This is a genomic window from Rhodococcus sp. IC4_135, assembly GCF_011602025.1.
GTDB classification, from domain to species: domain Bacteria; phylum Actinomycetota; class Actinomycetes; order Mycobacteriales; family Mycobacteriaceae; genus Rhodococcus_F; species Rhodococcus_F baikonurensis.
In genome coordinates, this window is the sequence record NZ_JAAOLG010000004.1 from 188,398 (window position 1) to 202,120 (window position 13,723).

Sequence of the window (13,723 nt, forward strand, 5' to 3'; positions counted from 1 at the left end):
CAGACGCGTGTTTACCGGATCGATGCTGACTGCCGCTGCACTGACTGCCGCACTGCTCTCCGGAGGGACTGCACAGGCAGATCCCGCATATCCGGCACCTGACCCGGACCCGTTCTATTCGCAAGCTGCGGCCGAGGGGGTCGCCGGCACGCCGATCTCCGTGCGCCGGGCCCCTGACCTGATGACTTTCCCTGGTGTCGCGATCTGGCAGGTCAGTTATCGGTCCACGAACTCCGAGAACAAGCCGATTGCCGCGGTCAGTACGATCCTGGTCCCGCCGAATCAAGCGCAAGACGGACCGTTGCTCTCCTATCAGCACATCGTCAACGCACTCGGAACGGGATGTGCGCCATCTCGCGCGCTTTACGCATCGGATCCCAACATCGTCATCCGCGAAGCGCCCATCCTCAACGTCGCGCTTCAACGTGGATGGACCATTGCCCTTCCCGACCATCTCGGACCCAACAGCGCGTACGGCGCCGCGCGCCTGGGCGGACAGGTCACGCTCGACGGTATCCGCGCCGTTCAGAAAGTCCCCGAATTGCGTAGTGGCGCCAGCCCTGTCGGTATTGCCGGTTACTCAGGCGGTGGTATGGCCACTGCGTGGGCGGCCGCACTGGCCCCGAGCTACGCACCCGAGGTCAACCTCGTCGGCGTAGCCGAAGGCGGCGTTCCGATGAATCTGTCCAAGATGGCCAACGGCCTCGGACAGGATCCGCACCCGGCATTCGGCCTCGCGTTCGCCGCAGCAATGGGCCTCGAACGCGAGTATCCCGACCTTCTTCCGCTGAGCAACCAGCTCAACGACCTCGGTCGATCGATGCGGGCCGAACTCACCAACGCGTGCACCAACGACATCTTGAGGGTCGGTGCCGGGCGCAGCGCCTCTCAGGTGTCGACGTCGACTTCCCTGTTGTCCAGTCCTGAAGTGCGAAAGGTGATGGACGACAACAGCGTCGAACTCTATCCCGGTGTGCCGACTGCCCCGGTATTTGAATGGCACACGCCCGACGACGTTCTGATCCCCATCGATTCCGTGGTCAACACGATTTCGCGGTACTGCGCCGCCGGAGCCACGGTTCAATCTCAGCTGTTCCCCAGCCCGGACCACCTCACCACTGCGGTCCTCGGTCTGCCCACCGCATTCGAGTACCTGCAGGACCGGTTCGACGGAGTGCCGGCCCCACGTTCGTGCTGAATGTCTCCGGAGTGATGTATCGGGCAGGCGCGGCACATGGCCAACTCGGTGTGCCCGTGGCATCGTTGATCGTATGAGCGACACGGATGACACCGGCGCGGCCGGCAATGGCGATTACAGTCTCGATCCCGACGACCAACTTCAACCCGAAGACACCCTGATCGATCGAGGCGTGGACGACATTCTCGACGAGGGAATCTCACCACCCGAGCGCCCACTCGGACTGGACGCTCATGGGTTGACCGGCAGCGAGGAATCGGCGGGGGAGACCCTCGACGAGCGACTTGCCGAAGAAGAACCAGATCCGTACGCGTCGCTGGGAGATCCCCTGAAGGATCCGGCAGATGCCGACGAATTCGAACGGGAGGAAGAATTCCCGAACGGTGACGAAGTCGGAAATCGCCGCGTCGGGCGTCTCGTCGCCGAAGACGAGGGCCGATACGAGGACGAGGAAAGCGAACTCGTTGCCGGAGACGTCGGAATCGACGGCGGCGCCGCATCGGCGGAGGAAGCCGCGATGCATCTGATCGACGACTCAGAGGACTGAGCGTCCGTCTGACCGTTGTGGCTGCTGTGGCTGTTGATCGGTGAGAACGATGGAATGGACGCGGTTTCCGCCCATTCTCTTGCTTTCGTACATCGCCGAATCGGCTAGGCGATGGAGGTCGTGAAGGCCGCTTTCTGCTGCTTGCACGTCCGGCCAGGCGCCGTTGTGTATGGCTATGCCGATGCTCGTCGTCGAGAGTGGTTCGCCTGTGGGGGAGTTCATGATGGGGGCAATTCGTGCCAGTAAATCGCCGACGTACGGCAACGGCATCATCTGCACGACGACGAACTCGTCACCGCCGACGCGAGCGATTGCTGCGTCCGATCTGGCCCAGTCGTGAAGTCGATAGGCCGTGCGCAGTATGACGCGGTCGCCGACGTCGTGACCGTAGGTGTCGTTGAAGTGCTTGAAATTGTCGATGTCGATCACCACCACCAGCAAGGACTGGTCGAGGCCGGATTTCGCTTGCAGGAGTTCGGAAGTCCGCCGTGAGAGTCCGCGTCGATTCAACAGGTCCGTCAACGGATCGAGTTCGGAGCTTTGAGCGTCGTTGCTCAGGAGCGCCAGAGCAATCTGCGTGACCACCGGTATGACGGTGATGACAGGAATGGCAAAGGCAATGCGTCCCAGGACGTCTGAGAGGCCGGAAGGTACATCGGTGAATACGCCGATGCTCGCAACAACGATGACCGCCCCGGAAAACAGCAAGTGCCACAGCTGAGCTCGAAGATTGTGAAAGAACGCTATGTACGATCCGACGAGTCCGAAGACGAGGCATCCCAGCAGCCTTTGATCCGGATTGGCCTCCGCCAGCACGATCACCGCGACAGCGAAGTCGCCCGCGATGACGAAAAGATACGACCGTTCCCGGGTGGTCGCGGTGAACGGCAACGCTGTACCGCCGATCATCACGAGCACTGCGACGACGACGTCCAACGGAAATCCGATGGCTTGTACCGAGTGTGTGCCCAGACGCTTGAGAAGAATCGTGACGCCCAGGATGAACACCAACACGCCGATGCCTATCCGAGTCGGCATCAGAATTCCGTTGTCGCGCAGGAATCGTGTGAATCGGTCAAATTGGTCTGGCACTGCGAGCCAGCGTTGGACAGCCTTGTCGGTGCCGCTCATCGTGGCCACCGGCAATGAGCGGCCGGTCGAATACAACGCATGCGGCGATAGTAGTCCGCGGCGATGACAATGAACCTGCGCCGCCTCCAGCGATTCCAACTCAATACGTCACAGTGACGTATTAGGGTGGTGTGGCTGGAGGTGGCCTAGACTCGTTCATTGTCATCAATCCGCATCAGACGGCTTGTCGAGTGGTCTTGCCACCTGAGCGGCAAGGCTACTAGGCAGCCGCCAAGCAGCCACCTGAGGTCAGTAGCAATCCAAGGCAGCCTGCCGGCGGGCAGCCGACTCGAGATGATCAACTCACGCAAGGTGGCCGGCAAGTCAGGACGGAAGCACGTGAGCAGTGTGCAAATACACCTACGGATCGACATACGAAGGTGACGTGCGACAAGGATGCGGGAAACGAACCATGGGCTGATATCCCCAGGTCGGTAATTTGCCGATAATCTACATTATGTCAAGTAATGGATATTCGAACGTCCCCCGCCAACTCGTCGGTTAGCTTTGTCCACATGGATTCCGTTGCGCTCGTCCTCGGCTCACCGCGTGGTCGTCGGTTCTGCGCGAACGTCGGGCATGCGTGCCATGCCGATGCACGCTCGTCCGGTAGACACTGGCCACAATCGACGGAACACGCCCTCGAAGTTCTCGACGCTGTTGATGTCCGCGCGATCGCAGAAATGTCGGAACTCGAGATGTTGCACTGTCTCGCATATGCCGTGGATTTCGCGCGCTACTGGGAGCCACCCGACGAGGAAGACCTGATCTTCGTCCGTCCTGAGGTGATCGCGGCATTGCGCCCGATCACCCGAGCCGTTCTCGACTCGCCGCACACTGCCTGGTGGACCGAACCGGTTGACCTCCTGAACCAGCACCTGGTTGAGAAGCGAAACCCCATCTACGGCTGGTCGGACCTGCCCTTACGGATTTACCGTACCGAAGACGGCCTCGAACAGTGGCGCGCCGAGGCCCTCGACTACGAACGTCAGTTTCTGGAGTATCAGATCGAAGATCCGGACCGTCATATCGGAGGCGAATGGTGGTCCACCCCTTTTGCCAACGGCACCACCGAAACAACCAGAGCTCGCGACGGTATCGGGGCTCTCGGGGTATTTCTCGAAGAAGACAGCTCCTCGAACGAAGCTCGGGTGCAGCCGGTAAGGACCTACGGCGCGCCCCGCATCTACGAGATTACGGGTCCACGGGACTGGGCGAACCTGGTCGATACCTATCCCCTGCCAGTGCCGGCATCACGTCGCTCCGTTTGGTACGACACGACCGGTGAATACCGTGACTGGTTCATTCCGGACTGGGTTTCGATGGCCGCAGATTACGACGCAGTCCACCTGACAATGATGGCGTACCTGACCACGCCGGGCATCGCGATCCCGTTGTCGCGCAACGCGGGTGCCACCGTACTCGCCGGGTGGGATCCGGACGCCACAGTCTGGCTGCGAAGCAACAACATCACCGTTGACGGCGACCCGATGGGCTGACGTTCGGCTACACCGAATTCAGCAGGTGCGGCCGCACGGCCAGCCACCGTGCGGTGTCCTCGATCCCCTGTTCCAGGGTGAACGTCGGCACCCACCCGAGTAGTCGCAACGCACGATCGTTCGACGCGTAGGCGCCGGCAGTGTCACCGGTGCGTCGGCCTGCAACGACCACGTCGATGTTTTTGCCGAGCACGTTCTCGAAGGTGCGAATGAGTTCCCATACCGTGGTTCCCCGCCCACTGCCCACATTGACCACAGTCAGGCGTGATGAATCAGCGGTGATCCGGTCGAAGCTTTCCAATGCGCGAACATGAGCGTCCGCAAGGTCCCACACGTGAACGTAGTCGCGCACGCCGGACCCGTCGCGCGTCGGCCAATCTGTCCCCGCGACTCTGAAAGGTGTTCGTGTCGAATATGATTCGAACAGCTTTCCGAGTGCGTGTGTGGGGCGTGCCGATGCTGTTCCGCTTCGCAGTTCGGGATCTGCCCCCACAGGGTTGAAGTATCGGAGAGACATCGCCGACAAACCTGTGGCCGCCACGATGTCGTCGAGCATCGTTTCGAACTGCGCTTTGCTGTGCGCGTAGGGACTCTGCGGTTCGATCCGCCAATGTTCGTCGACACATCCACCGTCGCTCGGCGCGTACACCGCCGCAGAGGAACTGAATACGAAACGCTTGCACCCGTTCCGAAGGACACTCGAGACCAGCGTCAGTGACTTGGAGACATTGTTTTCGTAGTACCGCGCCGGGCTGCTCACGGAATCTCCGACCACGATCAGAGCCGCACAGTGAACTGTGGCATCGATATCGGGATGATCCGCGAATATCCTGTCGAGCAGTTTCTCGTCCGCGATGTCACCGCAGTAGAACGGGAATCGGTGTGCAAACTCGGCACGGCCGGTCAGCAGGCTGTCGAGGACAATGACATCCATCCCGGCGTCGACGCATTTCGACGCCACGGTGCTTCCGATGAATCCCGCTCCGCCGGTGATGAGGACTTTCATGCTGCTCCCCCGGCATCCTCGACGGCAGTCCTCGCACGACGGAGGAAGTGAGACACGCGTGCGCGCGCCAAGTCCCATCCGCGTAGGTCGCGCCCGTCCCGGATGGAGAGCCGATCACGGTCGAGAAAGAGCGGCACCATAACCAGATCGCGGTACAGCGAGTGCAGCCGCGGGCGATCCGCCAACCACAGCGTCCATTGCCACCACCAACGCGTCGAGATGGTCGTCACTCCGGTACTGACGCCGAAGATCGATTCCACCGCCGCCCAGTGGACGTTCACCGCCCGACGGACATCGCGTGGCAACTGGCGTCTGGAGAGCGTCACAGCGAGTTCCGGTTCGGAAGTGAGCAGGTACCCCACGTCGAAGACGCTGTTCAACGACAAATCGGCGCGAATCAAGGCCCGATCGGCGAGTCGCGCGTGAGCGATGACATGCAGCGTGACATCGGCAATCTCGAGTCTGGATCCTTCGGTCCCCGCGCTGATTCCTCGTATCGCAGATTCTCGGGTCAACGCATGACGAGCGAACCGCGGAAGCAAGTGCGAATGAATTTCGACGGAGCCGTGACGGTCGTCGCGCAGGAGCGCAGGTTCCTGGTGATCGTCGCGATCGATGGAATCCCCCACCACCTCGTCCGGGCGGACCATTCGATAGCCGAAGTCGAGGATCGCGTCGTTGGCCGGAACGGCGTGTGCGGGATCGACGACCAAGAGGTCGATGTCCGTCATCCGTCGCGCTGCCGGATTCGGCCAGATTCTTCGCTCGAGAAGGGCAGCACCTTTCAGTGCGACCGTTGGAAATCCGCTGCTGTGTAACAACTCTTGCAGTTCTACGCGCTGCGCGTCGAGGTCCGCGATACGACGCGCGTTTCGGTGATGGACAAGGCTCAGCGTCAATTCCGGACTCGACGCGGTAGCGCCGGACTCCGACAGCATTTCCGCGAAACTCGCAGGCAGGACCGAGGCGAAGCCGGCGTCGACTGCGCGGGCGGCCAGCAGCGGCAACACCTTGTGCCTGGCAGCGGTGTCGATGACTCTCGGCCAATCCTGCGGCGAACACGAACGGATGAGGTCGGCCCCGTGCTCGGAGTCCAGCATGGAAATCAGGTACCGGGTGTCACGCATGACGCCACCAGTTTCTCCACGGCGTCGGCGCCGGTATCGCCGTGATGCCGAATCATTCTGTAGCACGGGGCATTCGAGAGTAGAGCAGCGGTGTTTCTCAGAGTCAATCCGTGATTGTCGGACCACAGGGCTGATTGCTCGGCCAGTGACTGTATCGCCTGGGCTGCAGGCATCGGTGCGATGCGTGTCGTCCCCTCGTCCCAACCGTCGAGAATCAGCACCAGATCGATTCCGCGAACCGCCGAGTCGGCGTCTGGCGGTATCGACAGAGTTGACGGGTCCAGCGCCCACACCGGCGGGGCATACGGGAGATACAGCGAATCGTGTGCCTTGACCTCGGGGAGAACATCGAACGTACCCGCTTTGAGGTGAACTCGACGCGGTAAGCCCACCGATTCGGTGCCACGAATGAAGACGCCTTCGTCAGCGCGCAATTGTGCGCCCCGTAAAGCGAGGGCGAGAGCCAAGGTGGTCTTGCCGGCGCCGGAGTGTCCGGCGATTGCCACTCGCACACCGTCGCAGTCGACCAGAGCAGCGTGCAGGCGAGTCCACTGTTCGCCATGGGCGGCTTTCATGACATCCCGGTGCACGCTGCGGTACACGTTCTCTGCGAGGTGGAGGGCGTCGAGACCGGTCAGCGTGTCACTGCTGCCGTCGATGGTCGATTCGATGGTGGCGTCCCAGAGCCCGAACGTCGATCGGTTTCGCTCGATCCGGACTCCGACGTCGTATCCCGCAGGCCAGGGGCTCGCAATTCGATGCTCGACGACACCGAGTTCAGGGATGGCGGGGCCGCGCACAATCGCATCGACCCACAGGTAGTGCGCCCGGAATTGCGGTACGTGGTTGCCTGTCACTGGATTCTCACACCAGCAGACGCGAGGCGCTCAGCTGTCCATAGGTCTCGTTCACTACCGACTCCGCATCATGGACGGGGATCTCGAGTACCTCAACGACCGCCTGGACGATGTCACTGACGGTCCGGCCGTCACACAGTTCCCACACCAAAGTCGCGACGGGGTTGAGGTGATGGGCAACTTCGCTGGAGCTGTCGTACAGCACGACACCGTCGGTGAGATCGTTGCTCTCCACCGCCTGTGAGCGTTGGGGCCTCGCGTCTTCGAGTAGTTCGGTCAAGATACCTCCTTGTTGCGGCGAATCCGATGTTCGTGTCGGTGGTGAGGTCAGAGCGAGAAGCGTCGTGAGTATTCGGATTCGATTGCGCCCGAACGAAGCAGGCTGCGGGTGGAGGCGATGCCGGGGGCGAGTGTCAGACAGGTGAGCATTCCCCCGGCATTCGCCTCCACCAGGTAGTCGCCCAGTGTTCGGTGGTGACCCGCCCACTTTCCGAATGCTTCGGGATCTGCCTCCGGATCCGCAATCGCGTCGAGAATTCGCTCGAAGGCGCGCGAGTGAAGGAGAACAGCGTGAACTCCACGGTTCTCGGGACTGGTGCGTAGCATCGCCGAACCGTCGAGCAGCGCTCCGTCCCCCGATTTCGCGTCGTGTCCGAGTTGGACGACATCCCAGGGGCGGAGGTCGAGCTCTCGACGTGCATGCTCCAGAATCGACGCCGATGCGTCCAGCACATTCACGTCGTCGGCAGTGATGAGGACCGAATCCCAGCCCTTCTCGGTAGCGCGAGCAACCGCACGACGCCACGAGACGGCAAAGGCGGCATCCTGATTCGTGGCGTCCTCGAAAGCCGCCACTCTTTCCACCGCTGCCACGCGCGGTAAGCGAATGAATCGATGCCAGGACGCCTTCCACCTGTCGATGTCGAGATCGAGATTCACGACGACAACACCGAGGTCCGGCTTCGAATCCTCGATAACCGGGTCGGGCTCTCCCAGTACTCGGACCGGCGACAGAGAGCGATCGAGCACGACGTCGACTGCGCCCCGCGCGAGCAGATAGGTTGCCAGTGATAAATCTGATGGCAGGGATCCGCTGATGCTTCGTGAGAGTTCGTCTCGCAAAGTTCGGTATGCCGCCGCACGAACAACCAGTGCAGCCCCGACCGGGTCTTCGCCGTGCGCGTGGACGACAGCCGAATCGGCCTCAGCGGGGAGGTCGTCGGCAATGTTTCGCAGTTTGTACGCAAGGGCGGGTTCGATCACGCGCGCCTCGTCCAGAAAAACCACAGACTTCCAGCCCAGCAGAATTGCCTTGTCGAGTCCGGCGACGAACGCAGACGCCGTCCTCCACCCGTCCAGACCGTCGTCCTGCGACGGAATGGCACGGTGAACGGTCAGTTCGATCGACTCGGCCTCCGCCAGGCATGAACGCCAGGGAGCGACTCGGCGGTCGTCGCTGAGAACGATCACCCCACCAAAGGCCAGCTCGGGTCGCTGGACGCTCAACTCGGCACGGCGACGAATCTCGGGATATGAATCACCGAGGTATTTGGAGAACTGACGATGGAGCGAATCGATGTCCCAACCGACCTCGTTCCACCCGAGCAGGTAATTGTGAACGCGGTCTTCCCAATTTATGCGGTACGGAACACCCGCGGGACGCTCGAATCGATGGTGCCAACCGAATTCCGGAAGGCAGACGACCTTGCCGCCGTTGATCCGGAACTTCTCGTGGATGTATCCCTCTTCACCGCCGAATCCGGTGAAGTGCGAGTTCAATCCCGGCCAAGCCTCACGCCTGCAGGCGAAAGCGCCGAGGCCTTGCATGACAATCTCGAAAGGCATGTCGGGGTGCTGCTTCGCGCGCGGATCGACTCCCCACGAGCCGAACATTCCGTTGCGCCACTTGGGGTCCATGTGGGTAGCCGCGATGTGTGAGGAATCCTGGGAGAGCATCGGTCCCTGGATCAAATCGGCGGTTTCCGGATTTGCGTCGAAATACGCCAGCAGCGCCGACAACGATCCCGGTGCCAGGATCACATGCGAGTCGAGGACCAGGACATACTTTCCGGTTGCCTTGCGGAACAGCACGTCCCGCACCGCAGTCGATCGAACGTCGGTGAACGGAATGTAGCGGAACCGATCGATGTACCCCGCAAACGATTCGAGCATCGGCGCCGGCAATCCTTCGGGATTGTTGTCCAGCAACACGAACTCGACTCTGTCCAGAATCTCCCGATGATGAACCAAGATCGAGTGGATCGTGAAGTATGTGCCGTCGAAATCGTCATAGGTCGCGATTGCGATAGTGAGATCAGCCGGCTTTCCGTGCGGCGGAGTCTCCTTCACCTGGACTGGGCCCGCGCTCTGAAGGTTCTTCAGAGCGCGGTGCAAGGCGACGTCGAACTCGGTCATCGGTGTGCTCCCTGGGAACCGGTGGCGTCGTATCGGTTATGCAGGCTCCGTGGGTTCTGTCGGCTGGGTCGGGACAGTCGGAAAGGTCGGCTCGGTGCGCGTGGTCGGCACCGTGGGCACAGTGGGGACAGTCGGCTCCGTCGGCGCGGTGGGGCCGGTTGGCTTGGCTGTAGTAGTTCCACCCGAACCTGTGGAACTACCGGTTGATCCGGAACCTGTGGAACTTCCCGACGATCCCGAACTCCCGGAACTACCCGACGACCCGGAACTACCCGACGACCCTGAACTTCCCGACGACCCTGGATTGCCCGGCTCGTTCCCTCCGGGAGTATTGCCACCGGGTTGATTCCCGCCTGGCTGCTCACCGCCTGGTTGACTCGGATTCTGCTGGCCACGACCAGGCGCTCCGGAAAGATTGGGCGTGTCACCGGCTGCGAAGGCCGGTGCCGCACCACCGAGGCTGATGGACGTCACGACGGGCACAGTTACCGCCGAGGCCGCCAGAACTGTCTTGACGAACTTGCGTCGATCAACCGGAACATTCTGAAAAGCGTCGCCGCCCATAGCGTTTCTCCCCTGCCTGCGAGACGAGGTCGTCCTCACTCGATGTCGGAGCAAACGCTAGCATCCATCTGGCAACTTTACAGACTGAACGCGCCGATATTTGACGGTTATGCGAATTTGAGACCGGACTGGACCGACAGTTCGGGCAGGAGTACGGCGAACTCTTCCCGGCCGTACCGCGCGTTTGTCCTGGTCGACAACCGTCAACCGACCGGCATCTCCCACGGTGCCACGGGAAGAGTGTTTCCGGTCTCGAGATAAGACTTCAGGTTCGACAACACGGCAGACCATCCGCCGGCAACCTCCATCCGGGCCGATTCGTCGGCGAGATCGGTGTGTTTGACGGTCAGGCGCACTATCGCGTCGAATGCTTCGATGTCGAAGCTCACCCGCGAGATGTCGACGCCCGGTTCACCGTTCGGGTCGGCCCAGGTGGTGACCAACCTCGACGGGGGGTTGCTCTCGACTACGGTGCCGACCACATCGGCGATGTTCGAACCGTCGATCCGGCGGTGCTCCCACGTCGATCCGGGCTGCCAGTCGGAGACGTTGCTGTGTCCCCAGTATTCCGCTGTGGCCTGGGCGTCCGTCAGTGCTTTCCACACGTTTTCGGGCGTGCTGGCGATGTAGGTGACGTACACGAAACTGGGCTTGTCGGCCATGGCTTCCTCCGCGAGTCTTTTGACGGCACTGAGCGCGTTCAGGCGCGGTACCTCGAATTTGTTGATCCACCGCTCTCGAATTTCTTCGAGCGCAACGGGATTGAGATAGTGGAGCTTGGATCTCCCCTGCCTGACCGTGCTGATCAGATTTGCATCCTCCAGCGCGTCAAGGTGCTGGGTGACTGCCTGCCGACTCATGTCGAGGCTGTCGCACAACTCGCCGAGTGACTGTCCGTTGACTACGAACAAGCGGTCCAGAAGAAGCCTCCGTGTCGGATCGGCAAGCGCTTTGAACACTGCATTCATCCGGTCGTCCACCACTTCACAATATGCAAGCATTTACTTGCATGTCAATGGTTGGGCGTGCCGGGTTTCGGAAGTAGGGGTCGATGAGGTGTGATGACACCAGGCAAATGTGATCTGACCCCCAGATTGCAATACACGAGAGGTTGAGCACATGGACTGGGCAGCAATTGGAGTGGGTGTCGGGTATGCGTCGGTGGCACTGTCGATCCTGGTTTTCGTCGGCGGGTGCATCGCGCTGTTCATTTTGTCGGTCCGCCAGTAGCAACACCTCGACGAAGGTGGTGATCACCCCCGGTTCGGCGAAGCAGATCGCATCGGGAGTGATCACACTCGAGGCTGCTTGATCGATTCGGACACGGCTGCGCTTGCCGGGCTGCTCACAGAGAAGCTCGCGCGCGGTGGGACTACCGTAGGACTGTCGCCTAGAACTCGAGGAGTACGGAATGAGCATCCAGTCGGTTGAACCGCACCGCCACCGCGTAGTGGTGATCGGTTCCGGCTTCGGAGGACTGTTCGGCACTCAGGCTCTCAAAAAAGCCGATGCCGACATCACGATGATCGCGCGTACAACCCACCATCTGTTTCAGCCGCTCCTCTATCAGGTTGCCACCGGCATCCTCTCGGTCGGCGACATCGCTCCCGCCACGAGACTGGTGCTGCGCAAGCAGAAGAACGCCCAGGTCCTGCTCGGCGAGGTCGAGACCATCGATCTCGAGAACCAGACGGTGACCTCGCGTCTTCTCGAACGCGTCACCGTGACGCCGTTCGACAGCCTGATCGTGGCAGCAGGTGCCGGTCAGTCGTACTTCGGCAACGATCAGTTCGCAGAGTTCGCACCCGGCATGAAAACGATCGACGACGCCCTCGAACTGCGCGGACGAATCCTCGGCGCGTTCGAGCAGGCCGAGCTGTCGGACGATCCTGCGGAGCGCGCGCGTTTGCTCACCTTCGTCGTGGTCGGTGCCGGCCCCACCGGGGTGGAGTTGGCCGGACAGATCGCCGAGCTTTCCCGTCGCACGCTCGACGGCGCTTTCCGGAAGATCGATCCACGTGAAGCCCGCGTCGTGCTCCTGGACGGTGCCCCTGCAGTGTTGCCCGTGTACGGCGGGAAGCTCAGCCGCAAGGCGGCCGAGACGCTCGAGAAGCTCGGCGTCGAGATCCAGCTCGACGCGATGGTCACCGACGTCGACAACGACGGTCTGATCATCAAGGAGAAGGACGGCACGCTGCGCCGTATCGAGTCACAGTGCAAGGTGTGGTCCGCCGGAGTTCAGGCGAGCCCGCTCGGCAAGCAACTCGCAGAGCAGAGCGGCGGCGAAACCGACCGTGCCGGCCGCGTCATGGTCAATCCTGACCTGTCGATTCCCGGACACCCCAACGTCTTCGTCATCGGCGACATGATGTCGCTCGACAAGCTCCCCGGATTGGCGCAGGTCGCCATGCAAGGCGGCAAGTATGCGGCCAAGCAGATCAAAGCCTCACTGGACGGTAAGTCCCCGTCGGAACGAGTTCCGTTCAAGTACTTCGACAAGGGCAGCATGGCAACCATCTCGCGCTTCAGTGCGGTGGCGAAAGTCGGCAAGCTCGAGATCAGCGGCTTCATCGGGTGGGTCGCCTGGCTGGCAATTCACCTCCTGTACCTCGTCGGATTCCGTTCACGCGCCTCGACTCTCTTGTCGTGGGCAGTGACGTTCTTCGGGCGTGGCCGTGCTCAGATGGCGTCCACCGAGCAGCAGGTCTTCGCGCGAAACGCAATGGGCGAGTTGGAGAAGAAGAACAAGGAAGCGACGGGGTCCGGCGGCGCTTCCAACGGCGAAACCAAGAAGACGGCAGGCAAGCAACAGAAGGCTGCCGGCTGATCGATCAGTATCTGAGCGAATGACGAGGGCGGCAGTGGAGTTGAACTCCACTGCCGCCCTTCGTCATTTGATCGACTGTCGTGTCGTCAGTTGCCGATCTTCGCCACCTCGGTGATGTTGGCGAGGCGAACCTGCCCCTTGGAAACGAGTCGGTCGTTCTCGTCGGTGATGCGAACCTCCCAGAGTTGCTGGGTACGTCCGCGATGAATCGGTGTGGCTTCTGCGGTGAGAGTCCCTTCCCGCGTTGCGCGCAGGAAGTCGGTGTTGTTGTTGACTCCGACCACGTGGCCTCGCTCGCCCAGCCACACGGTGCCGCCGACGCTGGCGAGAGACTCCACCACCGAGCAGTACACGCCTCCGTGCTGGATCCCTGCCGGCTGGTGCAGCGTGGGCTTGACGGTCCATTGTGCCCGCACACGGTCCGGGCTCAGTTCGGTGTATTCCAGGCCGATGGTGGCGTCGAAGCCCGTTCCGAGGCGTTTCATCATCTCTGCGGTTTCAGCAGTGTCGACCATGCCATCTCCATCTGTGATTCTCTGGCGCCGGTGTGGC

The 13,723-nt window shown here is 61.6% G+C and carries 13 protein-coding genes; 5 read left to right on the forward strand and 8 right to left on the reverse strand.

What is annotated here, in order from left to right; all coding sequences use genetic code 11:
• Nucleotides 1–22: 22 nt before the first annotated feature.
• Together G8767_RS11010 and G8767_RS11015 are read left to right on the forward strand one after the other, a co-directional pair.
• Nucleotides 23–1,198, forward strand: a complete 1,176-nt coding sequence (locus G8767_RS11010; protein ID WP_185564782.1) for a lipase family protein — start codon at nucleotides 23–25, stop codon at nucleotides 1,196–1,198.
• Between the two features lie 73 nt (nucleotides 1,199–1,271).
• Nucleotides 1,272–1,745: a DUF5709 domain-containing protein gene (locus G8767_RS11015; RefSeq protein ID WP_095970125.1), complete on the forward strand. Its 474-nt coding sequence runs from the start codon at nucleotides 1,272–1,274 to the stop codon at nucleotides 1,743–1,745.
• On the opposite strand, the gene G8767_RS11020 is transcribed toward G8767_RS11015, so the two are convergent.
• Nucleotides 1,734–2,876 (reverse strand): GGDEF domain-containing protein, encoded by a 1,143-nt coding sequence (locus tag G8767_RS11020; RefSeq protein WP_166810178.1) that lies wholly within the window; start codon nucleotides 2,874–2,876, stop codon nucleotides 1,734–1,736. The genes G8767_RS11015 and G8767_RS11020 overlap by 12 nt on opposite strands.
• 515 nt (nucleotides 2,877–3,391) lie before the next feature.
• Here G8767_RS11020 and G8767_RS11025 point away from each other — a divergent pair.
• On the forward strand, nucleotides 3,392–4,375 hold the full coding sequence (locus tag G8767_RS11025; RefSeq protein WP_166810179.1) for a hypothetical protein: 984 nt from the start codon (nucleotides 3,392–3,394) through the stop codon (nucleotides 4,373–4,375).
• 7 nt (nucleotides 4,376–4,382) lie between these two features.
• On the opposite strand, the gene galE is transcribed toward G8767_RS11025, so the two are convergent.
• From galE to G8767_RS11050, 5 genes are read right to left on the reverse strand one after another with little or no spacing between them, the layout of a single operon-like run.
• Entirely contained in the window at nucleotides 4,383–5,381 is a 999-nt protein-coding gene (gene galE / locus G8767_RS11030; RefSeq protein ID WP_124568583.1) for a UDP-glucose 4-epimerase GalE, read from the reverse strand.
• Nucleotides 5,378–6,508 (reverse strand): nucleotidyltransferase family protein, encoded by a 1,131-nt coding sequence (locus tag G8767_RS11035; RefSeq protein ID WP_166810180.1) that lies wholly within the window; start codon nucleotides 6,506–6,508, stop codon nucleotides 5,378–5,380. Before G8767_RS11035 ends, galE begins: the two co-directional genes overlap by 4 nt.
• Entirely contained in the window at nucleotides 6,487–7,365 is an 879-nt protein-coding gene (locus G8767_RS11040) for a hypothetical protein (RefSeq protein ID WP_234036697.1), read from the reverse strand. Before G8767_RS11040 ends, G8767_RS11035 begins: the two co-directional genes overlap by 22 nt.
• 7 nt (nucleotides 7,366–7,372) lie before the next feature.
• Entirely contained in the window at nucleotides 7,373–7,645 is a 273-nt protein-coding gene (locus G8767_RS11045) for a PqqD family protein (RefSeq protein WP_095970129.1), read from the reverse strand.
• 47 nt (nucleotides 7,646–7,692) lie between these two features.
• The gene (locus G8767_RS11050) at nucleotides 7,693–9,780 is read right to left on the reverse strand and encodes a glycosyltransferase (RefSeq protein ID WP_166810181.1); all 2,088 of its coding nucleotides are present in this window, start codon (nucleotides 9,778–9,780) and stop codon (nucleotides 7,693–7,695) included.
• 49 nt (nucleotides 9,781–9,829) lie between these two features.
• Between G8767_RS11050 and G8767_RS11055 the strand changes: the two genes are divergently transcribed.
• Entirely contained in the window at nucleotides 9,830–10,126 is a 297-nt protein-coding gene (locus G8767_RS11055; protein ID WP_095970131.1) for a hypothetical protein, read from the forward strand.
• 421 nt (nucleotides 10,127–10,547) lie between these two features.
• Here G8767_RS11055 and G8767_RS11060 read toward each other — a convergent pair whose 3' ends face one another.
• Nucleotides 10,548–11,345, reverse strand: a complete 798-nt coding sequence (locus tag G8767_RS11060; RefSeq protein ID WP_095970132.1) for a metalloregulator ArsR/SmtB family transcription factor — start codon at nucleotides 11,343–11,345, stop codon at nucleotides 10,548–10,550.
• 410 nt (nucleotides 11,346–11,755) lie between these two features.
• On the opposite strand from G8767_RS11060, the gene G8767_RS11065 reads away from it, so the two are divergent.
• Nucleotides 11,756–13,171: an NAD(P)/FAD-dependent oxidoreductase gene (locus tag G8767_RS11065; protein WP_166810182.1), complete on the forward strand. Its 1,416-nt coding sequence runs from the start codon at nucleotides 11,756–11,758 to the stop codon at nucleotides 13,169–13,171.
• Between the two features lie 86 nt (nucleotides 13,172–13,257).
• On the opposite strand, the gene G8767_RS11070 is transcribed toward G8767_RS11065, so the two are convergent.
• Nucleotides 13,258–13,686, reverse strand: a complete 429-nt coding sequence (locus tag G8767_RS11070; protein ID WP_003945020.1) for a PaaI family thioesterase — start codon at nucleotides 13,684–13,686, stop codon at nucleotides 13,258–13,260.
• Nucleotides 13,687–13,723: the final 37 nt, after the last annotated feature.